Annotated in this window: 20 protein-coding genes; 10 read left to right on the forward strand and 10 right to left on the reverse strand. The window is 41.7% G+C overall.

What is annotated here, in order from left to right:
• Together ACEN82_RS12720 and ACEN82_RS12725 are read left to right on the forward strand one after the other, a co-directional pair.
• Positions 1–276, forward strand: a complete 276-nt coding sequence (locus ACEN82_RS12720; protein WP_129568074.1) for an ArsR/SmtB family transcription factor — start codon at positions 1–3, stop codon at positions 274–276.
• A 77-nt stretch (positions 277–353) separates the two neighbouring features.
• Positions 354–1,562: an MFS transporter gene (locus tag ACEN82_RS12725; RefSeq protein WP_413317242.1), complete on the forward strand. Its 1,209-nt coding sequence runs from the start codon at positions 354–356 to the stop codon at positions 1,560–1,562.
• 70 nt (positions 1,563–1,632) lie between these two features.
• On the opposite strand, the gene ACEN82_RS12730 is transcribed toward ACEN82_RS12725, so the two are convergent.
• The 6 genes from ACEN82_RS12730 to ACEN82_RS12755 form a co-directional block, all read right to left on the reverse strand.
• A complete protein-coding gene (locus tag ACEN82_RS12730; RefSeq protein ID WP_413317244.1) occupies positions 1,633–2,880 on the reverse strand; it encodes a DUF4998 domain-containing protein in 1,248 nt (415 codons plus the stop codon).
• Positions 2,881–2,914: 34 nt separating this feature from the next.
• Positions 2,915–4,120, reverse strand: a complete 1,206-nt coding sequence (locus ACEN82_RS12735) for a DUF5000 domain-containing lipoprotein (RefSeq protein WP_413317246.1) — start codon at positions 4,118–4,120, stop codon at positions 2,915–2,917.
• Between the two features lie 39 nt (positions 4,121–4,159).
• Complete coding sequence (locus ACEN82_RS12740) at positions 4,160–6,136, reverse strand: RagB/SusD family nutrient uptake outer membrane protein (protein ID WP_413317248.1); 1,977 nt, start codon at positions 6,134–6,136, stop codon at positions 4,160–4,162.
• A 19-nt stretch (positions 6,137–6,155) separates the two neighbouring features.
• On the reverse strand, positions 6,156–9,644 hold the full coding sequence (locus tag ACEN82_RS12745) for a TonB-dependent receptor (protein WP_413317250.1): 3,489 nt from the start codon (positions 9,642–9,644) through the stop codon (positions 6,156–6,158).
• 241 nt (positions 9,645–9,885) lie between these two features.
• Positions 9,886–11,031 (reverse strand): FecR family protein, encoded by a 1,146-nt coding sequence (locus ACEN82_RS12750; RefSeq protein WP_413317252.1) that lies wholly within the window; start codon positions 11,029–11,031, stop codon positions 9,886–9,888.
• A gap of 36 nt (positions 11,032–11,067) precedes the next feature.
• Complete coding sequence (locus ACEN82_RS12755) at positions 11,068–11,598, reverse strand: RNA polymerase sigma factor (protein ID WP_413317254.1); 531 nt, start codon at positions 11,596–11,598, stop codon at positions 11,068–11,070.
• Positions 11,599–12,045: 447 nt separating this feature from the next.
• On the opposite strand from ACEN82_RS12755, the gene ACEN82_RS12760 reads away from it, so the two are divergent.
• Both ACEN82_RS12760 and ACEN82_RS12765 read left to right on the forward strand, forming a co-directional pair.
• On the forward strand, positions 12,046–12,441 hold the full coding sequence (locus tag ACEN82_RS12760) for a hypothetical protein (protein ID WP_413323065.1): 396 nt from the start codon (positions 12,046–12,048) through the stop codon (positions 12,439–12,441).
• 128 nt (positions 12,442–12,569) lie between these two features.
• Positions 12,570–12,779: a hypothetical protein gene (locus tag ACEN82_RS12765; RefSeq protein WP_413323066.1), complete on the forward strand. Its 210-nt coding sequence runs from the start codon at positions 12,570–12,572 to the stop codon at positions 12,777–12,779.
• 81 nt (positions 12,780–12,860) lie between these two features.
• Here the strand turns inward: ACEN82_RS12765 and chrA are convergent, their stop codons facing one another.
• Positions 12,861–14,060 (reverse strand): chromate efflux transporter, encoded by a 1,200-nt coding sequence (gene chrA, locus ACEN82_RS12770; RefSeq protein ID WP_413323067.1) that lies wholly within the window; start codon positions 14,058–14,060, stop codon positions 12,861–12,863.
• A gap of 137 nt (positions 14,061–14,197) precedes the next feature.
• Positions 14,198–14,539, reverse strand: a complete 342-nt coding sequence (locus ACEN82_RS12775) for a tetratricopeptide repeat protein (RefSeq protein WP_090525421.1) — start codon at positions 14,537–14,539, stop codon at positions 14,198–14,200.
• A gap of 45 nt (positions 14,540–14,584) precedes the next feature.
• Here ACEN82_RS12775 and ACEN82_RS12780 point away from each other — a divergent pair, with 45 nt between their 5' ends.
• The 4 genes from ACEN82_RS12780 (at position 14,585) to ACEN82_RS12795 (ending at position 18,405) form a co-directional block, all read left to right on the forward strand.
• On the forward strand, positions 14,585–15,322 hold the full coding sequence (locus ACEN82_RS12780; protein ID WP_413323068.1) for an electron transfer flavoprotein subunit beta/FixA family protein: 738 nt from the start codon (positions 14,585–14,587) through the stop codon (positions 15,320–15,322).
• 29 nt (positions 15,323–15,351) lie between these two features.
• The gene (locus ACEN82_RS12785; protein WP_413323069.1) at positions 15,352–16,329 is read left to right on the forward strand and encodes an electron transfer flavoprotein subunit alpha/FixB family protein; all 978 of its coding nucleotides are present in this window, start codon (positions 15,352–15,354) and stop codon (positions 16,327–16,329) included.
• Positions 16,330–16,352: 23 nt separating this feature from the next.
• A complete protein-coding gene (locus tag ACEN82_RS12790) occupies positions 16,353–16,952 on the forward strand; it encodes a bifunctional nuclease family protein (RefSeq protein WP_090526212.1) in 600 nt (199 codons plus the stop codon).
• Between the two features lie 193 nt (positions 16,953–17,145).
• Positions 17,146–18,405 carry a nucleoside permease gene (locus ACEN82_RS12795; protein WP_413323070.1) on the forward strand — a complete coding sequence of 420 codons (1,260 nt, stop codon included), beginning with the start codon at positions 17,146–17,148 and terminating at the stop codon, positions 18,403–18,405.
• Between the two features lie 130 nt (positions 18,406–18,535).
• Here the strand turns inward: ACEN82_RS12795 and ACEN82_RS12800 are convergent, their stop codons facing one another.
• Both ACEN82_RS12800 and ACEN82_RS12805 read right to left on the reverse strand, forming a co-directional pair.
• Positions 18,536–19,252: a ThuA domain-containing protein gene (locus ACEN82_RS12800; RefSeq protein ID WP_413323071.1), complete on the reverse strand. Its 717-nt coding sequence runs from the start codon at positions 19,250–19,252 to the stop codon at positions 18,536–18,538.
• Positions 19,253–19,396: 144 nt separating this feature from the next.
• The gene (locus ACEN82_RS12805; RefSeq protein WP_413323072.1) at positions 19,397–21,106 is read right to left on the reverse strand and encodes a GMC oxidoreductase; all 1,710 of its coding nucleotides are present in this window, start codon (positions 21,104–21,106) and stop codon (positions 19,397–19,399) included.
• 191 nt (positions 21,107–21,297) lie between these two features.
• Between ACEN82_RS12805 and ACEN82_RS12810 the strand changes: the two genes are divergently transcribed.
• On the forward strand, positions 21,298–22,140 hold the full coding sequence (locus ACEN82_RS12810) for an MOSC domain-containing protein (RefSeq protein ID WP_413323073.1): 843 nt from the start codon (positions 21,298–21,300) through the stop codon (positions 22,138–22,140).
• Positions 22,137–22,421: an Rdx family protein gene (locus tag ACEN82_RS12815; protein ID WP_413323074.1), complete on the forward strand. Its 285-nt coding sequence runs from the start codon at positions 22,137–22,139 to the stop codon at positions 22,419–22,421. The genes ACEN82_RS12810 and ACEN82_RS12815 overlap by 4 nt, the downstream gene beginning before the upstream one ends.
• Positions 22,422–22,502: the final 81 nt, after the last annotated feature.

A 22,502-nucleotide genomic window follows, 5' to 3' on the forward strand; every position in this document is an offset into this window, starting at 1 on the left:
ATGGACAACAAAAAAATAGAGAAAATATCCAGGGCGCTGAGTGATGCGAACCGGATAGCTATTTTACAACAGTTTAAAAAAAGGAAAGATTGCCTTTACTGTGCGGAGGTAAATGATCTGCTTGACCTTACGCAGCCTTCCGTATCACACCACCTTAAACAACTGGTTGATGCCGATTTATTACTATCACAAAAAGAAGGTCGGAACCTTAAATATGTATTGAACCAACAGGTACTTGACGACTACATTGCCTGCCTGAACGAACTGAAAAGCTAAGTACTGACATCTTCTGATTTGACTGATTACTTCAACATAAAACATCGAAACATTCAAATATTTAAATGCATCTACTCATGAATAAATTAATCTACATTATGGCCCTTGGTGCCTTCGGCATCATAACCACGGAGTTCGGAGTTATCGGTATCCTTCCCGACCTGGTGAAAGAATTTCATATTTCCATTGATACGGCAGGCTGGCTGCTTAGTGCCTTCGCGTTAACGGTGGCGCTTGCAGGACCGTTTACCAATATGCTAACAGCACGTCTTAACCGCAAATTTGTGATGTGCCTGGTATTAGGGATATTTGTTATTTCTAACCTGTTATCGGCAATAGCGCCGAACTTCACCGTACTTATGATTGCCCGTATACTACCGGCATTTTTGCACCCGGTGTTCTGGGCAGTATCCATGACTGCGGCTGCAAAACAAGCGGGGCCAAAAGATGCGCCAAAAGCCATCTCGATAGTAATGGCCGGGCTTAGCGTTGCTACCGTGTTAGGGGTACCTCTCACCACCTATATGGCAGATCTTTTTAGTTGGAGGGCATCTTTTCTCTTATCAGCCGTCATTAACCTATTAGCCTTTGGCGCGTTGACGCTATTTGCACCTTCAATGCCCGTTAATGAGGAACAGGCAAGTCCCAAAAGCCAGGTAAAGCTGCTGCGGAGTGTACACTTATGGATTAAGCTACTGGCTTCAACCATTATCCTGGCAGGCATGTTTGCCACCTATGGTTATCTTGCCGAATACCTGGATAAAGTTTCGCGTATGAGCGGAGCTCAAATTAGCATCATGTTGCTGGTATTTGGAGGTACAGGGATAGCCGGCAACTGGCTTATGGGTATAGCGCTTAGTAAAAATGTAACACTTACAACGCGGCTGTTTTTGCTGTCTTTAGTTGCAACCCATGTTTTGGCATATCTGTTTGGCGGGCATTTTATTCCAATGGTTATTATTCTTTCAGTTTGGGGCTTTATACACACCGGAGGATTTCTGGCGGCAAATATACAGCTTACCCATGGCATTCAGGAACCAGCGCTTGACTTTGTAAACAGCCTGCTTCCCTCCTTCTTTAACGCAGGTATTACATTGGGCACTTTACTGGGCGGTTTTGTGATTGCTCATTATGGTATCCATCAGGTAATCTGGATGACAGTACCACTGCTTTTACTTGCATTTGGCATGAGTTTTATTACCTCAAATGCTACGGAAAAATCAATGTCAGCTCAAATTGGGGAAATACCTGAGGACGAACCTGTACAGATAGCCATTTATGAATAAGCTCAATTGTAAACGATGACTATATTAAAGTAAAAAGTCCCTGGCTAACACCAGGGACTTTTTATCATTCTTAATTTTTAAACAATTTAATATTAAACACCGTGAAGTAATTGCCCGGGTTTCCATTACCGACCAGATTACCCAGAAATCCTATGGATACCACCTGCGGTGAAGAAAGTGTAAACGTGAAAGTTTTCACCTCCCTTGAATTAGGACTCGTAGCGCCTACTTTTGCGCCATTAAACATATTTACGGATCCCAGCGCGGTAGAAAGATCTGCGAGTACAGGGATGCCATTCCCTCCGGCAGCAGCCACACAATAAACAGATGAATTTGATTGCACCTCCGAATAAGAATCGAACGAGACGATATAATTACCGGCAGGCAATGCTGATGAGGTAGCCTGATATACTATACCGTTTACCACCGGGGTATTATTCCATGTTTCCCAGTTAATGGTACCACCACCATCAGAACTATAGCCACCATTAGTACCGCCATCTTTATTTTTGGCTGCCGCGTTGGTTATCCACGGCGCGGCAAGTGTTCCCCAACGACCATCAAAGGTGTTCCTTTGAAAAGGGCCTGTATTTGAGAGGTAAATACTTGTCACATCAGCCTTAACACTATGATCCTGGTAATCTGTATAAAAGGTATCGATAGCGGTTTTGTTGGGTTTAAACGCGGTACGATAAGTGATCACGCTACCTGCTTTAAATTTAGGCAGTGATGTGCTTAACCCGGTTGGTGATGAAATAATCAATGTATCATGCTGTTTATTGGAAGCATCGGTAAATTTAATCCGCATAGAGAGCAAACCATCATCGGCATTCACATCAGCCCAGTTGATTAAGGCCGAGCCATCTGTTTGCAGCTCTGCTTTGGCTATACCGCGGTTAATAAGCGAACTTTGGTATAAACTGCCATATACGTTGCCTGCCAGCGTAACCGGGATAGATACATGCCCCCCATTGTCATAAGTACGGATTTCGAAAGTCATGATCCCTTCTGGTAAATTAGGTATCAACAATTTTGCGGTATCAACTCCTGAAGTGCGGGTTACCGGAGTTTCTATTGAATCTTGTTTACTGTTCCAATATACCCGGTATTTTATAATTTTAGGATCGGATGTAAAAAGGCCGGTTAACAGCACGCGGTTCCGGCCCGAAAACACCTGTACCGAATCCAGCTTTCCCGGATATATAATTGGCCCGTTCGGCTCATATTTCTTTTTGTAATCATCCATTTTAGTACAGGCACTTACAACGAAAGTTACCAGTACCAACAGATAGTATGATGTTATTTTATATAGTTTCATGATTGAAATTAAATTGATAAATAAGTAAGCCTTATTATTTCCCAAACAGTGTAAACTCGCTGATACTCATAAAGTACGACCCTGTCCAGTTACGCAGGCTCCTGATCCTGAGATACCTATAACCACTTAAACCGGCCGGAAAATCAAAGCCCCATCCGTCATGAGCGTATTTGTAATCGGCAGCTGTTTCCGTACCCGACGGAGAACCGGAAGGCTTCACTATATTACAGGTTACTAATTTTGTCCATGATGCATCCAGCGCACCATTCACGTTTGGTGCGTTCGACCCCCATATTTCAAAATCACGCAGGTTACCCCTTACATAGTACACGTTACCTATCTCGATAAAAGGATTAAGGATAAAACGGCTGAATACACGCTGCTTGCCCAGATCGATAGTTACCATTTGCGGACTGCCGGCGCTCTCAACCGTAAAGAGGCAATTTGGCCAGCCACCTGTAAAGTTCCCGTCAAAAATCTTGGTTACATCAGTATATGAATATAAATTGGTGGCATCACCCGGCAACTTATAAACCGACCAATCCGATTTTGCAAATTGCTCTTCGTAAAACGGTGTAAATTTCAAAAACAAAGTATCGGATTTATTCAAAAACCTGTCCCGTACAAAAAACGCGTATTTACGTTCAATAGCCGGCTGGCCCCTTACTGCTGCCTTTATTAAAACGCTGTTGCTGTATATATTATCCATTCCCTTTGGCTGCACATATTGGCCATTATCGGCGGTATCAACCATTGGTACAATAGCAAGGTTGTCTTTAGCTACGTTATCACAAGTGACATTAAAACCGCCGAAAGTAGGCGTTACTTTTAGCGACCGGAAAGCAAGTAAAAAAGGAGGTGTTAAAGGATTTACTGTGACTGAAACCGGTGCCGAAGCCTTTTCGCTGGAATTAACCGCATATAGTTTTACTACATGCGCCAGCGTATCTCCAAAGCCATCCACAGTTAAATTGTTGGTGTAATGCGATGCTATTACTTCGCGGGTTTTGCCGGGCGAAGTTTCGTAAACAGCCTTTACATAAAAAAGATCGTTATCGCCGGGTAAAGAATAAGTTAAAGTAGCCTGACCATTCAGGTTTTGTACCTGTACGTTGCTTACAGTCCCCGGGCCATTGTTATTGGTTATAGTGGGTTTATTGAGTGATTCCTGCTTGCAGCCTGTTATTACTATCATTAATAGTAAAATGCAGAAAGCAGTTTGTAATTTCCTTGTTTCCATGTTAATGCTTTTAATGTTAAACATATTATTGCTATGCATTTACCAGTTGGGATTTTGTACCAGGTTTTGATTAACCAGGAGGTCGTTTTCCTGTATCGGCCATAAATAATCGCGCGGGATCACAAAATGCCGCGAATAAATGGTGCGTTCGCGATAATATAACTCAGGCGAGTTTTCGCTGATTGACCAACCTGTTACGTTTCCGTTAAGCTCAACTCCTGCGGTTTTCCAGCGCAGCAGATCCCAGAAACGGTGTCCTTCAAAGCAAAGCTCAAGGCTGCGTTCGCGCTGAATGATTGAACGCATACCATCTTTAGTGGTATATTTAGTTGGGTTGATACTGTAATTTGACCACGACTCCTGAACAGTGGCCAAACCGGCCCTCGCCCTTATACGGTTTACGTAGGTATACACATCGGCTACAGGTCCCTGTGCTTCATTTAATGATTCCGCATAAAGTAAATAAAGATCAGATAAACGCATTTCGGGCCACGGATAGTTGATATAGGTAACAGTTGCCCATTCATAATGCCAGTTCAGTGCTTTTTTCATATAAAAGCCGGCAATTGGTATTGGGGACGATTGACCTACTTCGGCGCCGCGGGATTTCATCCACCAGGTATCTTCGTCGGTTTTGGTTGGGCTGTTGGCCATATACCACACACCGCGATCAAATCCAAGGTCGGCATAATAACGCGGTTCTCTGTCAAAATTGAGCCTCGCAGTTGTTTCACCTTCTTTGATATTAAAACGTTCATCGTGCGTACCCACCCTCAACTGCGATATATCACTAAAATCAAGCGTTTTATCTTCGTTAATAGGTACTCCGTTTTTAGTGTAGAACATCTTAGCCATTTTTATGGTAGGACCAAGCAATGGGCGGTTTGCTGATTTTGCGGCATCGGCATTATTAAAATCATATTGCCCCGCGCACATCGACTGGAAAAAAGAATTGTAATTGATATTATTGTTAGCGGTTAAACCCCATATCAGCTCATCATTCCACTTTTCGCTCATCGCATTCCTGATGCTCATTTGCGTCATGGTAGTTTGGCTAAGCGGAATAGTTGGTGCAGGAAACGTATACAGGTGTATGCTTTGCGCTTCGCAAAAATCAATAGCGGCTTTGCAGGCATCCGCTGCACGTTGCCATTTTTCGGTGCTAAAAGCAGGGTTAAACAATTGCTCACCGTCTTTATTTTTGAATGAGCTATAATCAGGGTTGCCATTAAAGAGCGGGCTCGCAGCTGTAACCAGCAGTTTTGCCTTCATACTTAATGCTGCACCTTTAGTAACCCGGCCTAATTCACTCCCTTCATTTCGAATAGTCAAAGGTAGTTTTGCAGCTGCCAGATCATATAAATTAGCAATATAGTTTACAACTTCATCAACCGGGCGGCGTTTTACCCTTATTTCGTCAATAGGTGCATCGATGGCCAGATTTTTATCAATAATTGGGATTGGCCCATAAGCCCTAAAAAGTTGAAAATGATAAAATGCCTTTAAAAACTGTGCTTCGGCTATCCAGCGTTCGCGGGTATCGATATCTAAATCAAGCACCTTTCCCTTGTCACTTACATTCTCAATAAAAACATTACAATCACGTATGGCTTTGTAGTTTGCCGCTGCGTCCCTGGTGCCGTTCATATAATTGGCAATAGGGTCCGACGAGTTTTGGAAGCCTCTTGGCAATTGCAATACGTTTGTCGACCTGATGTGATTAGCAGGGTCTTCTACCCAAACTTCATCGCCGGCAGTGAGGCCAACGTTATAAGTAGGATCGGTTTCTGTTGGGAGGTATGAGTAGCAGGTAAACAGGTACTTTTCTGCCTCGGTTTTTGAAACAAAAGCATTTGCTATTGTTGACACGTTATCAGGAACAACATCCAAAAATGATTTTTTACAGGATGATACCGGCACAATCATTATTAAGCCAACCATTAAAAGGGTAATATTCCCTTTAGTTGCGTGGCCCAATACTGAATGCTTAATTTTTTTTATAAAATTAGTTTTCATATAACTGATTTGAAAGCTTTTAAAATTCTACCCTTAAGCCTAAGTTGAACACTTTTTGAATCGGATACCCCAATCCAGATGTTCCCATTTCAGGGTCCCAGAGTTTAAAGCTGCTTAAGGTTAACAGGTTTAAGCCATTTAAATAAATACGCGCACTGCTCAAATGGATAAACTTGAGCTGGCTCTTGTTGAAATTGTATCCCAACTCGGCCGATTTAAGACGTACAAATGAGCCGTTACGCAGCCACCATGTGGATGTTTGGGTATTATTACCCTGTATATTAGTGCTTAACCTTGGCCAAAAAGCGTATGGGTTGCGGTTATCTTCCGACCAGTGGTCGTTAGCAATTGTGCTTAACAAACCGCTTTGATTACCGGAGTTAAGGCCGTTACTCTGCAAGCCGTTTACCAGGTAAAAAGGAGAAATATCTGCCGAATTGATAACAAAAGATGAGCGTGCTGATCCCTGGAAGAATGCGCTGATATCGAAATTTTTATACCCTACGGAAAAACCGAAGCCATAAATAATTTCGGGTACAAGGGGATACCCTATTGGCACAACATCCGAGCTGGATATTTTACCATCGCCATTCATATCACGATATTTGATATCGCCTGCTTTATAATCACCAAAGCTTTGCACCGGTGAATTGGCTACATCTTTATCATCAACAAATAACCGTTCGGCCAGGAGGCCATAGATCTGGCTTAAAGAGTTGCCAACCTTGCTGAGGTATTTCAGGTTATCGCTGTAAAGAGGTTCTTCGTTTTTTAACAGTTTGCTTTGGGAATAGGTAAGCGTACCGCGCGATTGAATCCAAAATGAATTATTAAAGTTCTTTTTATAATCCATGGCGATATCAATACCCTTGCTCGATGATTTACCGGCGTTTGATGATATATTGGCCTGTAAACCCATTGAAGTAGGTATAGTACTACGTACCATCAGGATATTATCACGCTTTTGCTGATAGGCATCTACAGTTAAAGTAAAGTTTTTAGCTACCGTTAAATCCATACCTATGTTGGTTTGCTTTGATTGCTCCCAGGTAATATTTTGGTTTTCATAACGATAGGTAACTACGCCAGGCCTGCTATAGGAATAATTAGTACCGAATTGGCCGTTAGAACCATTATTTAAATTAACATCAGAAAGATAGAAGAAGCGATCATTAGCCGAACCAATCTGATCGTTACCTACTAAACCATAGGTAACCCTGAATTTAAGGTTATCAATGGTTGACAGTAGCGGCTCAAAAAACTTTTCGTTTGATACCACCCAACCCGCACCTACAGATGGGAAAAAGCCAAAACGGTGGTTGCTGGCAAAACGCTCCGAGCCGTTATAACCAAAGTTAAATTCAACCAGGTAACGATTGTCATAACCATACGTAAATCTGCCTGATACGCCCTGGTTACGCGATGGCAGGGACAGTTGAAGCGTTGGCGCATTAGCTGTAAGATAATTGCGCATAGTACCAATTAACAAGCCGCTAACAGCGTGTTTTTGCCCAAATGTACGGTTGTAGTTTACCGCTGCTTCAATATATGTGGTTGCATTGGATACACTTCCTCCGGGGCTATAAGTTAAGTACTCGGTTGGAGTGGCACCTACGCTGCCTGCCGCTCCGCTATTAAGTAAAGTTAAACCATTAAATTGACCGTTAAGTACGTTTGATTGGTAGTAATAAGGGCTGTATTGGCGGGAAACCGTGAAGTATGAATAACGGGTTGTGTATGCCATTACCCTGCTGGATAAGCCCTGGGTAATAAAATCAAGCTTTTGATTCAAATTTAATTGCGCCGTCAATGTACTGGTATTGGAACTTTGGTAACCAGACAGAGATTGCGCGTATGGGTTCATATAAAGACCGCCACCGGGTATAATAGCATTACCAAAAAGCGGATGACTTACATATGGCAACAGGTTGCCGGGGTAAATAGCCGGAAAAGCTACCGGGTTACTCCATAAAGCATTTAAAAAAGTATAGCCGCCACCATTTATCGGCCCATGATAACTATCAAACTGACCTTTTAAGCTCACTACTGCTTCAGTGGTTTTAGTAAGGTTTAAAGTTGTATTTGATAAAATAGAATATGATTGCAGCTTAATGTTGTTGCTGAAATTGTTAAGGCTATTCTCCGCCAGATTGCCATTGTCAATATTATAGGTCATGGCCAGGTAGTACTTAGCTTTTTCTGACCCGCCGCTGGCGTTCATATTGAATCTCTGGTTATTGGTTTTGGTTTTGATCAACTGCTTGATCCAGTTATTGTTGGGGTATAACAACGGATCATCACCTTTGGCCGTATGATCTATTTTATTTTGCGAGTAAGGTAAAATGCCCAATGGATTACGCGTAAGCACCGCCTCATTGGCCAGTGTCATGTAAGTAATATTATCGGCAAGGTCAATATTCTTGATGTTTGAGGATGTTGAGTTTTCACCGCGGATATTGAATTTCACAGTGCCTACATCGCCACGTTTGGTAGTAACCAATATTACGCCATTTGCACCTCTCGCACCGTATAATGATGAAGCTGTAGCATCCTTCAATACCGAAAAGCCCGATATATCATCCGGTTGAAGCCTTGCCAGATCGGTAGTGCCCGATTCAATACCATCTATTAATATCAGCGGATCAACCTTACCTGCACCAAACGTCCCTACACCCCTTATAAAGAACTGGGCATTATCAGCACCGGGTTCGCCGCTTCGCTGATAGGAGATCATCCCGGGTACAACACCTGCCAGCATCGTTGTAAGGTTACTTGATGGCCCTTTAAGTTGTTTAGGGTTTACAGTGGTAATGGAGCTAACAAGGCTTGTCTTTTTTTGCGTACCATAGGCAACAACTGCAACCTCTTCAAGTGCATTTTTATCAGCACCCATTTGCACGTTTATTTTATAAACGCCGGCTGCCGACGGGGAATAGTTTGCAAGGTCAAATTCCTGCGATTTTGAGCCTACGAATGAAAACACGATGATTGAACTTCCGCCTTCCTTTAAATTAAGGGTATATTTACCATCAATGTCTGATTGCGTTCCATTGGTGCCGCCTTTAACCTTAACAGTTACGCCTGGTAAAGTAAGCCCCTTGTCATCAGAAACAATCCCCTGCACTTTTTTAGGAACGACGGCTCCTGCAGGTTCTTTTTTGGGAGGGTTTACAACGGGTGCGGGTTCACTCTTTTCAATAACAATGAGTTGGTCGCGTACTACATAACTCAGGCTTTTTCCTTTCAAAAGAACGCCGAACACTTCTTTTAATTCAGCGTTTTTAAAATCTACAGTAACAAGTTCTTTGTCATTCAACAGCGTGTTACTGTAAAAAACGGTTAGGCCCGTTTGCTTTTTGATTGCTTTAAATACTTCGGCCAAACTGATGTTGGCCTTTTTGAGTGTTATTGGTCCCGTACTCTGCGCTTGTACAGCGCCATACCGGGTTACCAATAAAAGAAAAATAAAGGGCAGTATAAGCCGCCGGCTGAATAGAATTCTCTCCATATTTATTGGGTTTACGATTTGGTTTTCTCTAAGACCTGTTCCTGCTAAAACGGGTGAACGGAAATAAGAAAAATTGTATTTTTTTTATTACAATGAAAAACAAAAGCTATTAATCAACACTATTTCAATGAATTACCAACACTATCCGTTTTACAAAAAAGGGCAAATGATTCCCATGGCGCTTAAGGGCCAGGCATTAAATAACCAGGAAACAAGTTGTGGTTTAACCGACGTCGTTTTCTTACCTGATGTGTAAAACCCCTTCTTTTAAAAGGGTCGAAACCCCTGCAGATGCTTTAATATTTTGAATAAAAACTTCAATTGGTTTGTTTTTTTGAATAGCGCCACTAAATGCTTCATCAGCTTTCGCAGGATCGTCAAAAACTACTTTTACATCAAACCAGCGGAGCAGTACATCGCTTATATCGTGAAGTTTAGTGTTATGGAAATAATAAATATCATTCATCCAGGCCAGTTCAACAGTAGGATCAAATGGTTGGGACCGGAACCCGGACCCCGATGTATAAACAGCCTGGTAGCCAGGTTGTAAAAGCATTTTTTGCTTATCCTGGCCGCTTGTTGATACCGAGCCTTCAACCAACGAGGTTACCGTTTCATCGGCATGATAAGTATTTACATTAAACTCCGTACCTAAAACTTTTACATCAGTTTGGCCTGTATGAACTATAAAGGGGTGAGCAGCATTTTTTGCAACTTTAAAAAAAGCTTCGCCTGTTAAGTACACTTCTCTGGTTTTGCCTAAAAATGAAAACGGGAAGCGCAGACTCGATACCGAATTTAACCAAACCTGTGTACCGTCTGAAAGTACTATCCGGTAGTTTAATTTTGAAGGAATAACGAGTGTGCTCCACTCCTCATTTTTACTATTATCTACCTGGTAACTTAAACCGTTAACACCTTTATTTAAATGAGCGAACGACATATTAATCACCTTTTTGCTGGTATCAGACAGGTTGATATGCTGCCCGTTTGCCAGCCGTAACTCAATGGACGGTGTTTTAAGATTTTTTTTTGCAGCAACAATAGTATTAACAGGTATTTGCCGCCAATAATATCCGGCAGTAAAAGCGACACATAATAAAGCCGCTACAGAAAGCCATTTTATTGCGCCTGTCCAGCCAGGCCTGATCGATCGTACCGGCTTTATTTCGGGCTGGATTGTATCCCAGGCTTTATTTTCATCAATATTATTAAAGAAGGTTTGAGCTTTATCTGAAGTAAGTACCTGTTGCATTTCATCCCACAGTTGTTTAATCCGGGGATCGTTTTGTATAGCATGTTCAAGCAAATGACCTTCTTCCTCACTGATTACCCCCGTAATTTGCTCAATTATTAGCTCCTGAAAATACGCTTTATTGTATGTCATTATATATAAGACCTCATTATGGATAAAAGGGTGAACTTATTTGGCACTTTTTAACCCTTCTTTTAAAGTTTTTATTGCCAGTTTCAAATGAGTTTTCAAAGAATTTATACTAATACCCATCTCAAAGGCCGCATCTTTATACTTTTTATGCTCATAATGCACCAGGGTAAAAGCCTGCATCCGCTGTATCGACAAATCGGCCAGCACTTTTTCAGGATAAATTTCCGGTACAGGTGTTTCTTCCTCCTCTATTTCGGTAAGTGTATATTTGTAATCTACCAATTTTTTTTGCGTTCGTGTTTCGCTTTCAACTTTTTTGAGGCATCTATTACGGATTGCTGTAGTTAAATAAGCTTTTAATGACGAATTAATATTGGTATATAATTGTCTTTCCCAAAGATCAACAAAAAAACCCTGAACGGTATCTTCAGCTTCCATTTCATCCCGTAAAATATAAAAGGCCGATACATTAAGCAGCTTATAGTATTTTTTAAATACTGCTTCAAAGGCCTCCTTGTTCCCCAATTTTAATTGCTCAATAATATGAGCATCGTTCAAAATCTCCATGAATTGGTCTTAACTGGTTTATAATTAAATAGGTTGGGCTACTATAGAAAGCTAAATGTAAAAACTTTTATTGTCAAAACAACAATTATTAAAAAAATATTAAAAAATCATCACTTTACTCAAAACCAGGATCTCTAACAAGCCTTTTTTACTAAACGGGCCATTTAAAAGTTAAGATTTATAGCGGAGACATTCTTGATACATCGTAAGAAACGGGATATGCTTTGGTTTTAAAAAATATTCAAAAGCAATCGATTTCATTTAGTAATTATTGTAATAAAAACAATTAAAAAATAAAAATAAGGCATTCCTCTTTTAATTCTTTTTAACTTAGGATATCCAGTTCGGCATCAAAATTTATCCGACGCTTTTTTTTACAAAATGCGCAAAAACACTCGTTCTATTTCGCATTTCATTTAATCCGGCTTTGTTTTTAATTTTGTTTTGATGATAAACAGCTTGCAAATTAAACTTCACAAAGGGCAGCTCGATGAGCTAAAGGATGAACCTGCCAGCTTGTTAAATTTTCTGAATGTTATATTTGAGCCTCTTTCAGCAAACTACGGACAGCTTAAGTATGCCCTTGAACGTGAATTCAGACCTGAGGGCTCGCCGGAAGTGGTCAGCTTAAATTTTGACAGGATCAAATTTGATGAGAACACAGGCCAGGGAAGTTTCCGAATAGTATTAGATATCAACTATGCGTTCGGCTGCGAAGACCTGGTTACCCATAAAAAAAATCAAACATCAGAATGGACTTTCATCGTTGATTACAAGCTTTTAATTATAAATCTTTATAGTTCGCCCTTTATTGACAGCCGTAGCACGGCCGAAGAGTTTTAGATCCTCATTTCAGGCCTGCAACAGTCCGGAGCTATAGCGCTTATAAAAAAGGAATAACAAGTGAACATCCACAATGCCGGGCAGATCCGGGTTACGAAAACGGCACATTTAGGTTTGCCCTTGCAAGCTTGCTGCCCCCGGAAAGTTATATTACAGCCATCGACAAAACGCAACAACATTTTCCGGCGTTTAGTGATGACGTCAAAATAGATTTCAGAAAAGTCGATTTTGTAAATGAGCAGATTGGCGTTAACTCGCTGGATGGGGGGCTTATGGCAAATTCACTGCTTTTTGTAGCTGATAAACCAAAATTGATAAAACAGCTGGAGAAAGGATAATTCTCAATTGCTGATTGTGGAATATGATGCCGTTAAAAGTAATCCCTGGGTTCCCTAACCTCCCCCTTTAGGGCCAGGAGGCTAAAATATTATTCCTAAAACCACGCCGATAATGATCACTATCGGTGTTTTTATTTTGGTAAAATGCAGCACCAGGAAGGTGCCGATCATTAAGGCATAGGCTGTCCAATTTAAGCCAAAAGGCCTTACCAGTAAAATCAGCGCAGTAGCCATAAAACCTACAGCTACTGCATTTATACCGCTTAGTGAGTTTTTTATACGTGTAATCTTCTTCAGATCCTCCCAAAACGGCACAATAAACAGGATAAGGATAAGGCCTGGTGTATTGATGCCAATAACAGCAACCAGGCTACCGATTACCTGCCCCCAAATACTGTATCCCTTGTTGCCAAGCGTTATGCCGCCCAAAAACGAAGTAAATGAAAATGTGGGCCCCGGCAAAGCCTGCTGCAAAGCATATCCCGACAAAAACTCCGACCGGCTTAAGTAATGCTTAACCTCAACAAATTCGGTATACATGAGTGGTACCAGCACTTGTCCCCCTCCAAAAATAAGGATGCCGTTGCGGTAAAAGTTTTCAAATAAACGGATTGGTAAACTTAATGGGGACGTTTGATTTACAACCGCACCTAAAGCAGCAAAAAAAAGCAGAATCCCTATAAAGTATGCTACTTTATTAGGGTTTACATTTGAATATAGTTTTACCCTCAATTCGTTTTCATGCTGCTGGGTTTCCATAGCCGATGATATAATGCCGCCAAGCAATATGAGTATCGGAAAGGCATAAGCATTTTGAAGGATGAGTGTCACAATCAGTGAACCAATTGCCAGCATGGTGCTGATCCTGGTTTTTAAAAATTTGTTGGCAAATGTATAAGTGGCATAAGCAACTATGCCTACCGCTATAGGCTGTACATAACTGATTACATGAGCAAATTTGGCCTTATTAGCAACCATGCTGTAGCTGATAGCCGCCATACACATAATAGTGGCCGAGGGGAGGATCCAAATTAAAAATGTAATAATAGCCAGCCTAAGTCCACCCACTTTCCAGGCTATCCCAACCAGTGTTTGGGTTGACGAAGGGCCGGGCAATACCTGCGATAAGGCGTTAAGCTCCATCAACTCATCTTCGGTAATATATTTTCGTTTTTCAACAAATTCGCGCAGCAAAACAGCAATGTGGGCCTGCGGTCCGCCAAAAGCGGTAAAAGTATAAATTAGCACATCCCGCAGAAATAATAGTTGCCGTTTCTTCATTTTTATATTCGCAGATAGTTTTTTGCAGATAGTTCATAGATATGGTTCATAGCAGGCAGATCATAGATATGTTCACGAAAAATGGACGAGCCAATACTGCGGAGCTACCATGAACTATTAACCATAACTATGAACTACTAATAATCGTCATCGTCTTCTTCAAAACCCATTGCCTGCCTATATACTGCCTGCAATTCAGAAAAAGCATGGTTATCGCGCTTTTCTTTTGTCACTTTCATACCGGCTTCATAAGTTTTAATGGCGTCATCCTTTCGGTTTAGCGCTTCATAAAGCTTACCCAAATGATAATAGGTACCTGTATAGCCGGGGTGGTTATTTACCAGGTCTTCATAATAAGCAAGAGCCTTATCTGTCTCATTCAGACGCAGATATTCTGTTGCCAGGGCATATTTCAGAAACTCATCATCCGGTTCATTTTTTATAAATTCCAACAGCTTATTCAATCTGCTTAACTCCATTTTAAACTCTATCTTTTTTAACTAAATTTGCAAAAACCTATTGATATGAAGATTCTGGTATGTGTAAGTAATGTTCCTGATACCACCACAAAAATAACTTTTACTAATAATAACACGCAATTTAATACAAACGGGGTTCAGTTTATACTTAACCCTTATGATGAAATTGCACTTGCCCGCGCCATTGAACTAACCGACGGCGGTAAAGGTACAGTAACTGTAATAAATGTTGGGGAAGCAAATACAGAAGCCACTATACGTAAAGCTCTGGCCATTGGCGCTACCGATGCGATACGAATAAACGCTAAACCGCACGATGCCTGGTATGTAGCATATCAGATTGCGCAATATGTAAAATCAAATCCTTTTGATCTGATCCTGACAGGTCGTGAATCTATTGATTATAATGGATCAAAAGTTGCCGGTATGCTTGGCGAACTGCTTGATCTGCCATCGGTATCCATCATTAAAAAATTAGATGCCGCTGACACAGAGGCAACCGTTGAGCGCGAGATTGAAGGTGGTAAAGAGGTTTTAACTATTCCCTATCCTTTTGTAGCCGGTACGGCCGAAGGTGTGGCCGAACCCAAAATACCCAATATGCGCGGCATTATGTCTGCCCGAACCAAGCCACTTACAGTTGTTGAACCGGTTGAGATAAAAACATTTTCGGAGATCATTAGTTATGAAACACCTGCTCCACGCGGCCAGGTGAAGCTTATACCTGCTGATGATACTGCTAAACTGGTTGAGCTGCTGCATACCGAAGCGCGTGTTATATAAATTATGATCTAAATCATTAACAGATAAATATGTCAGTTTTAATATATGCGGAAAATACGGGGGGCAAATTCAAGAAATCAGTTTTTGAAGCCGTTTCTTATGCCCGCGCCATTGCCGATCAAAATAATACTTCTCTTACCGCTGTTTCAATAGGCAACGTTGACGCCACCGAATTAGCTTTATTAAGTAAATACGGTGCAAATAAAGTGCTTAATGTATCAGGAGATAAATTGAAGGAATTTGTAAACCAGGCCTACGCATCTGTCATAGCCGAGGCGGCCAAAAAAGAAGGTTCTGCAGTTGTGGTATTATCAAACACCTTTTCGGGCCGTGGTTTAGCGCCCCGTATAGGTATTAAACTGGAAGCCGGTGTTGCCGACGGAGCGGTTGCTTTACCTGAACAGACAGGCGGCTCGTTTAAAGTAAAAAAGACAGCATTTTCAGGTAAAGCTTTCGCAACTGTCGAGCTTACCTCCGCCATAAAAGTTATTGCGCTTGTACCCAACTCTTATAAAGTTGTTGAAACTGGCGGTACTGCCCAGGTTGAGGACTTTAGTGTTGAAACTAAAGCTTCAGACTTTAAGGCGATGATTAAAGAAATCGTTCGTTCAACGGATAAAGTTTCATTGCCTGATGCTGAAATCGTTGTTTCGGGCGGTCGCGGTTTAAAAGGCCCCGAAAACTGGGGCATGATAGAAGAACTTGCCGAACTTTTAGGCGCAGCTACTGCATGTTCAAAACCTGTATCAGATGCTGGCTGGAGGCCACATAGCGAACACGTTGGACAAACCGGTATAGCTGTCAGTCCAAATTTGTATATTGCAGTCGGTATTTCAGGTGCAATTCAACACCTGGCTGGGGTAAGTTCGTCAAAAGTTATTGTAGTCATAAACAAAGATCCGGAAGCACCGTTTTTTAAGGTGGCAGATTACGGAATTGTGGGCGACGCGTTTGAAGTACTCCCTAAATTAATTGCAGCCGTTAAAGAATATAAAGCTTCAGCATAAATACAGGTGTGATGGGGAATAACATGAAAAAAATAAAGCTTGATATTGTCGGCTTATCATACAGTCAAACTCAATCGGGCGCCTATGCACTTGTTTTGGGTGAAGTTAGCGGTCGTCGTCGCTTACCTATTATCATCGGAAGCTTTGAAGCTCAGGCTATCGCTATCGAAATAGAAAAAATGACCCCAAGCCGCCCGCTTACGCACGATCTGTTTAAAAGTTTCGCTCAGGCTTACCAGATTGAAGTTCAGGAAGTAATTATCTACAACCTGGTTGATGGGATATTTTATGCCAAATTGGTTTGCAGCGACGGAAAGCGTTCTGTAGAAATAGATGCCCGCACTTCTGACGCTATTGCAGTAGCTGTACGCTTTGACTGTCCTATCTTCACTTATGAATTTATCCTTTCAACAGCGGGTATCGTTATCGAAGGTAATGACTTTGTGTATTTAGAGAATATCAATGAAGCACCTGAGGAGAAATCGGTTAGTGCATCCGTAAGTGGCTATGCTTCCATCAGTACTGAAGAGCTCAAAACCAAACTTCAGGAAGCCCTCGCCGAAGAATCATACGAAAAAGCGGCAAAGATCCGTGATGAACTGAACAAGCGTAAAGCATCCTGAGGATTTCGGATTTTCGATTTCGGATTTGCCAAAAGATAATTTATCACAAATAATAATATTAAACAGAAATCCAACCCCGGATTTCTGTTTAACAATCGTAATTTCTACACTTGTAGCTTTCTGATTTACATTTATTTCACTACTTTCCGCTTTTAATTTAACACTGACTAAAATTATTTAAACCCGGTACCATATGAATATTAAGTTCCGCTTAATACTGATGAATTTTATGCAATTTTTTATCTGGGGTGCCTGGTTGCTTACCATTGGTGCATACTGGTTCCAGGATAAACATTGGTCGGGCGCACAATTTGGGGCAATCTTCAGTACCATGGGTATTTCGGCAATATTTATGCCTGCCCTTACCGGTATCATAGCCGATAGGTTTATCAATGCTGAAAAGCTTTACGGTATCATGCATATTTTAGGGGCGGCATCCTTATTTACCTTGCCTTTAATTACCAGTCCTTCCGCCTTTTTCTGGGTAATGCTGATCAACATGATCTTTTATATGCCAACCCTTTCATTATCAATAACAGTGGCATATTCGGCGTTAAAAAGTAACAACAAAGATGTAGTTAAAGATTATCCCCCTATCAGGATTTGGGGAACTATCGGGTTTATAGCCGCATTATGGACAGTGAGCCTCACACATAACGAAACCTCTCCCAACCAGTTTTATATTGCATCGGCCGTAGCTCTTGCACTTGGCATTTATTCTTTTAGTCTTCCTAAATGCCCGCCACTTTCGGCCAAAGCAAATAACAAATCGTTTGTTGATTCATTGGGGCTAAATGCCTTTAAACTATTCAAAGATCCAAAGTTTGCTATTTTCTTTGCATTTTCGATGCTTTTGGGCGCAGCACTGCAACTTACCAATGCGTACGGTGATACCTTTATACAAGACTTTAAAAATATAGCCATTTATAAAGATTCGGTCGGCGTAAAATACCCGGCCATTATCATGTCTATTTCCCAGTTTTCTGAAACGTTTTTCATTTTACTGATCCCGTTCTTTCTGCGTAAGTTTGGTATTAAGTATGTAATGCTGTTCAGCATGCTGGCCTGGGTGCTGCGTTTTGGCCTTTTTGCCTTTGGCGATCCGGCAGGTGGTTTATGGATGATTGTTTTATCATGCATTGTTTACGGTATGGCCTTCGATTTCTTCAATATATCTGGTTCACTTTTCGTCGAAACCCAGGCCACTCCCAACATCAGGGCGAGCGCACAGGGCTTGTTTATGATGATGGTAAACGGTTTCGGGGCTTTTTTCGGAAGCATCGCAAGCGGACTTATTATCGATCACTTCTTTCTGCTGCCCGGCGGTAGCAAAGACTGGCACGGGATCTGGCTTACGTTTGCCGGGTATGCTCTTGTAATAGCCATTGTTTTCCCTTTCGTATTCAGATATAAGCACAATAAGGCACTCGTTGAAGCGATACAACATGCGTAAGTTTTGAAACGAGATTTGGGGGATTATGGATTTTCTTAGTTAAATAGAGAGGGCTCACGAATTATCGTGAGCCCTCTCTATTGCATGTTATTCGGGAAATCCAAAAAATACCCCCAAATCCCGGTTCAAACTACTTCTTCCAACCCATTGCATATTTAATACCACCTAACAGATGGTTCAAATATAATGGATCAGCATATGATTCATCAGTATGACCTAATTCGGTATAAAAGGCCCTGCCGCCATCGAAGTTATGATACCATGCCATTGGGTGATTATCACCGTTTTCGCCGCCGGTGTAGCTTTTCTCATCTATTTTGATCAGTACGTGCAGATCATCACCTATCCATTTATAGTTATACCATTCGTCCCATCGCTTCCAGGTTTCGGGCAGATGTTTAGTGGCAATAAAATTACAGTCGACCACATGTAATGTTGCTTCCTGTTGTTTTGGATGACTTTTGAAATAAGCCCCTACCAGTTTACCATACCATGGCCACTCATACTCGGTGTCAGTTGCGGAATGAACACCAACAAAACCGCCGCCGGCCTTAATATATTGCTCAAATGCAGTTTGTTGGGCATCATTTAAAACATCGCCGGTGGTGTTTAAAAATATTACCGCCTTATATTGTTTTAAATTATCTACCGTAAACCTCGCGGCATCAGTGGTACTGTCTGTATCAAAATTATTTTCCTGCCCCAGTTTAATTATTGCAGTTACGCCTACCGCTATTGATTTATGAGGGAATCCCGCGGTTTTACAAAATATCAGTACCTTATCTTTAGCAAGTACCTGGCTTATTAGTGCGCCTATTAAAAGGCAAATGGTAAGTAGTTTTTTCATAGTTGATTGTTATTGGTTATCAGATTAAAAATGAACGTCATGCTGAACTTGTTTCAGCACCCCACATGCCAAGTAGCCGACAAGTATGGCGCATACTTAGCATGTGGGATCCCGAAATAAATTCGGGATGATGTGTTGGATAAATTATAAATTCCCTTTCTTCAATTCATCTACAGCAAAATGAGCGGCGCGGGCCGTCATTGCCATGTACGTTAATGATGGGTTTTGACACGCTGATGAGGTCATAGCTGCACCATCGGTAACGAAGACGTTTTTGGCATCCCAGACCTGGTTGTTTCCATTAAGTACCGAAGTTTTAGGGTCACGTCCCATCCTTGCAGTACCCATTTCGTGAATTCCATCGCCAACATTGTGGCCGCGGTCATGGGTTTCAATGTTTTTTACACCGGCACTTTCAAGCATCGCTTTGGCTTCCTTTACGATATCAAAGCGCATTTTCTTTTCGTTTTCTTTGATCTCAGCATCCATCGCTAAAATAGGCAACCCCCATTTGTCCTTGCGGGTTTTATCAAGGGTAATTTTATTTTCGTGATAAGGCAGCAATTCACCAAAACCGCTTAAGCCTATAGTCCACGGACCTGGCTCTGTAAGTGCGTCTTTATAGTCGGCTCCAATGTTCAATTCAGCAATTTCTCGGCTCCATCCCATACGGCTTGCCGCGCCCTGGTAACCGAAACCACGCAGGTAATCGCGTTTATCACCAAACAGGTTGGCAAAACGCACAACATAAATACCATTAGCCCGGCGACCGTAATAATATTTATCTTCAAAACCTTCAACCAATCCGCTTGCGCCGAGATTGTAATGATGATCCATAATGTTATGGCCTAACTCTCCGCTGCTGCTGCCCAAACCATCAGGCCAAATTTCGGTAGCCGAATTCATCAATACCCAGGCGCTGTTCAAAGCAGAGGCGTTTACAAAAACGATCTTTGAATAATACTCATAAGTTTGGTTGGTTTCGGCATCAAGCACTTCCACCCCTCTGGCCTTTTTAGTATCTTTATCATACAATATTTTAGTGACGATAGAATATGGCCTCACGGTTAGATTGCCTGTAGCCAAAGCCGCTGGCAATGTTGAAGATTGCGTGCTGAAGTATCCACCAAAAGGGCAACCCTCCCAGCACCTGTTCCTGAACTGGCAAGCCGTACGTCCCGGAATAGCAGCAGTTAAATTGGCCGAGCGACCAATGATCATATGCCTGGTGCCGTTGTAATTTTTCTTGATGCGGGCAGCGACATCTTTTTCCACCCAATTCATATCCATCGGGGGCAAATAATGACCGTCGGGCAGTTGTGGTAAGCCTTCCAATGAGCCGCTTATACCTGCAAATTTCTCTACATGATCATACCATGGCGCAAGATCTTTATAGCGGATAGGCCAATCAATAGCCCAGCCGTCCTTAGCATTTGCTTCAAAATCAAAATCGCTCCAGCGATAGCTTTGCCTTCCCCATAAAATGGAGCGACCGCCAAGCTGATATGAACGCCACCAGTTAAAGGGTTTGATCTCGGTATACGGAGCGGCTTGCTCGTCGGTCCAGTAATCCATAATAGGTTCGGAAGCTCCCCAATTACGTGAAATTACGGGGCGTTGTTTACGTTGGGCTTGCGTTGGCTTTCCGGCATGATGTCGGTCCCAGGGGTCCTGATTAGCAGTTTTATAATCTTTAATGTGCTCAAAGTTTCGCCCCCGTTCAAGCATAATGGTTTTCAAGCCAAGTTCGGATAACTCTTTTGCTGCCCAGCCACCGCTGATGCCAGACCCTACTACAATGGCATCATAGGTATTATTAGCCTTAGCCTTGCCGTTTATATTACTTAATGGCATAGTTTATAAATTGGTTTTGAGATTGGATAAAACAATTATATTAATTAAAAATCGATATAGCAATCGATTGTGAAGAAAAGTGTGAACCATGATTTATGGGATTGATGGATTACCTTGATAATAAGTTTTATTCAGCCATCATGAAATCCTCTAATCCTGAAAATCATGGTTCTTTTATTTATTTTTACCCCATGCTACAAGTAAGCGAATTATACATCTACCCTATTAAATCATTGGGCGGCGTTGCGGTACAAAATGCGGAGGTTACCCGTCGCGGTTTACAACACGACAGGCGTTGGATGCTGGTTAATGAACACGGGCACTTTATAACCCAGCGGGAGTTTCCGCAAATGGCCTTATTGAAGGCATCAATCCAATCGGATGGGATAACAGTACATCATCAGTCAAGTGGGTCGTTATTAATTCCGTTTAATTGCGAAAGAAAACCTTTGCAACAGTTTGCAGTTTGGGAAGACACCTGTTTTGGACAATATGTAAGCGAAGAATTCGACGAATGGTTCAGCGAAGCACTCAATATGAAATGCCGCCTCGTTTACATGCCCGATGACAGTGAACGCGAAGTTGACCAGCGCTACGCCAAACCCGGCATGATCACTTCATTTGCAGATGCCTATCCTTTCCTGCTTATTGGGCAGGCTTCGCTTAATGACCTTAACAAACGTATGTCATTGCCTTTGCCAATGAACCGCTTTCGTCCCAATATAGTTTTTACCGGCGGTGATGCTTATAGCGAGGACCTGATGAACCAGATAACAATAGCAGGGATAACCTTCTACGGGGCAAAACTTTGCGCACGTTGTGTGTTAACCACCATCGATCAGCAAACAGCCGTGAAAGCTAAGGAGCCTCTAAAAACCCTGGCTTCTTACCGTATGAAAAACAATAAGATCATGTTTGGGCAAAACCTGGTACATGAAAATACCGGCATAATTTCGGTAGGCGATGAACTTAAGGTTTTAAGTATCCATACCGAGGAAAGATTTATTGTAGAAAAGAAACCGATAACCGCATGAAACCAACAATAACAATTGAATATTGCCCAAAATGCAACTGGATGATGCGCGCCGCTTACATGGCGCAGGAACTGCTTACAACATTCACCGATGATGTAAATGGTGTTACCTTAAAACCAAGTGAAGTAAGCGGCAGGTATACGATAACCGTTGATGAAGAAACACTGTTTGACCGCAAGCGCGACGGCCATTTCCCGGAAATCAAAGAGTTAAAACAGGCCGTTCGTGATAAAGTTAACCCGGGTAAAAGCCTCGGTCATTCAGACAGGCATCAGTTGTAACTTTTATATAACAATGTCTGTATAAAATATCCTTTCTATATAATCTATAATATTACTCGAAAAAATAGTTAATTTAGAGAA

The organism is Mucilaginibacter sp. Mucisp73 (assembly GCF_059491465.1).

Excerpts from the sequence above, each read along its gene's own strand:
- ACEN82_RS12720 (WP_129568074.1), top strand. The coding sequence starts at position 1 with ATGGACAACAAAAAAATAGAGAAAATATCCAGGGCGCTGAGTGATGCG.
- ACEN82_RS12725 (WP_413317242.1), top strand. The coding sequence starts at position 354 with ATGAATAAATTAATCTACATTATGGCCCTTGGTGCCTTCGGCATCATA.
- ACEN82_RS12730 (WP_413317244.1), bottom strand. The coding sequence starts at position 2,880 with ATGAAACTATATAAAATAACATCATACTATCTGTTGGTACTGGTAACT.
- ACEN82_RS12735 (WP_413317246.1), bottom strand. The coding sequence starts at position 4,120 with ATGGAAACAAGGAAATTACAAACTGCTTTCTGCATTTTACTATTAATG.
- ACEN82_RS12740 (WP_413317248.1), bottom strand. The coding sequence starts at position 6,136 with ATGAAAACTAATTTTATAAAAAAAATTAAGCATTCAGTATTGGGCCAC.
- ACEN82_RS12745 (WP_413317250.1), bottom strand. The coding sequence starts at position 9,644 with ATGGAGAGAATTCTATTCAGCCGGCGGCTTATACTGCCCTTTATTTTT.
- ACEN82_RS12750 (WP_413317252.1), bottom strand. The coding sequence starts at position 11,031 with ATGACATACAATAAAGCGTATTTTCAGGAGCTAATAATTGAGCAAATT.
- ACEN82_RS12755 (WP_413317254.1), bottom strand. The coding sequence starts at position 11,598 with ATGGAGATTTTGAACGATGCTCATATTATTGAGCAATTAAAATTGGGG.
- ACEN82_RS12760 (WP_413323065.1), top strand. The coding sequence starts at position 12,046 with ATGATAAACAGCTTGCAAATTAAACTTCACAAAGGGCAGCTCGATGAG.
- chrA (WP_413323067.1), bottom strand. The coding sequence starts at position 14,060 with ATGAAGAAACGGCAACTATTATTTCTGCGGGATGTGCTAATTTATACT.
- ACEN82_RS12775 (WP_090525421.1), bottom strand. The coding sequence starts at position 14,539 with ATGGAGTTAAGCAGATTGAATAAGCTGTTGGAATTTATAAAAAATGAA.
- ACEN82_RS12780 (WP_413323068.1), top strand. The coding sequence starts at position 14,585 with ATGAAGATTCTGGTATGTGTAAGTAATGTTCCTGATACCACCACAAAA.
- ACEN82_RS12785 (WP_413323069.1), top strand. The coding sequence starts at position 15,352 with ATGTCAGTTTTAATATATGCGGAAAATACGGGGGGCAAATTCAAGAAA.
- ACEN82_RS12790 (WP_090526212.1), top strand. The coding sequence starts at position 16,353 with ATGAAAAAAATAAAGCTTGATATTGTCGGCTTATCATACAGTCAAACT.
- ACEN82_RS12795 (WP_413323070.1), top strand. The coding sequence starts at position 17,146 with ATGAATATTAAGTTCCGCTTAATACTGATGAATTTTATGCAATTTTTT.
- ACEN82_RS12800 (WP_413323071.1), bottom strand. The coding sequence starts at position 19,252 with ATGAAAAAACTACTTACCATTTGCCTTTTAATAGGCGCACTAATAAGC.
- ACEN82_RS12805 (WP_413323072.1), bottom strand. The coding sequence starts at position 21,106 with ATGCCATTAAGTAATATAAACGGCAAGGCTAAGGCTAATAATACCTAT.
- ACEN82_RS12810 (WP_413323073.1), top strand. The coding sequence starts at position 21,298 with ATGCTACAAGTAAGCGAATTATACATCTACCCTATTAAATCATTGGGC.
- ACEN82_RS12815 (WP_413323074.1), top strand. The coding sequence starts at position 22,137 with ATGAAACCAACAATAACAATTGAATATTGCCCAAAATGCAACTGGATG.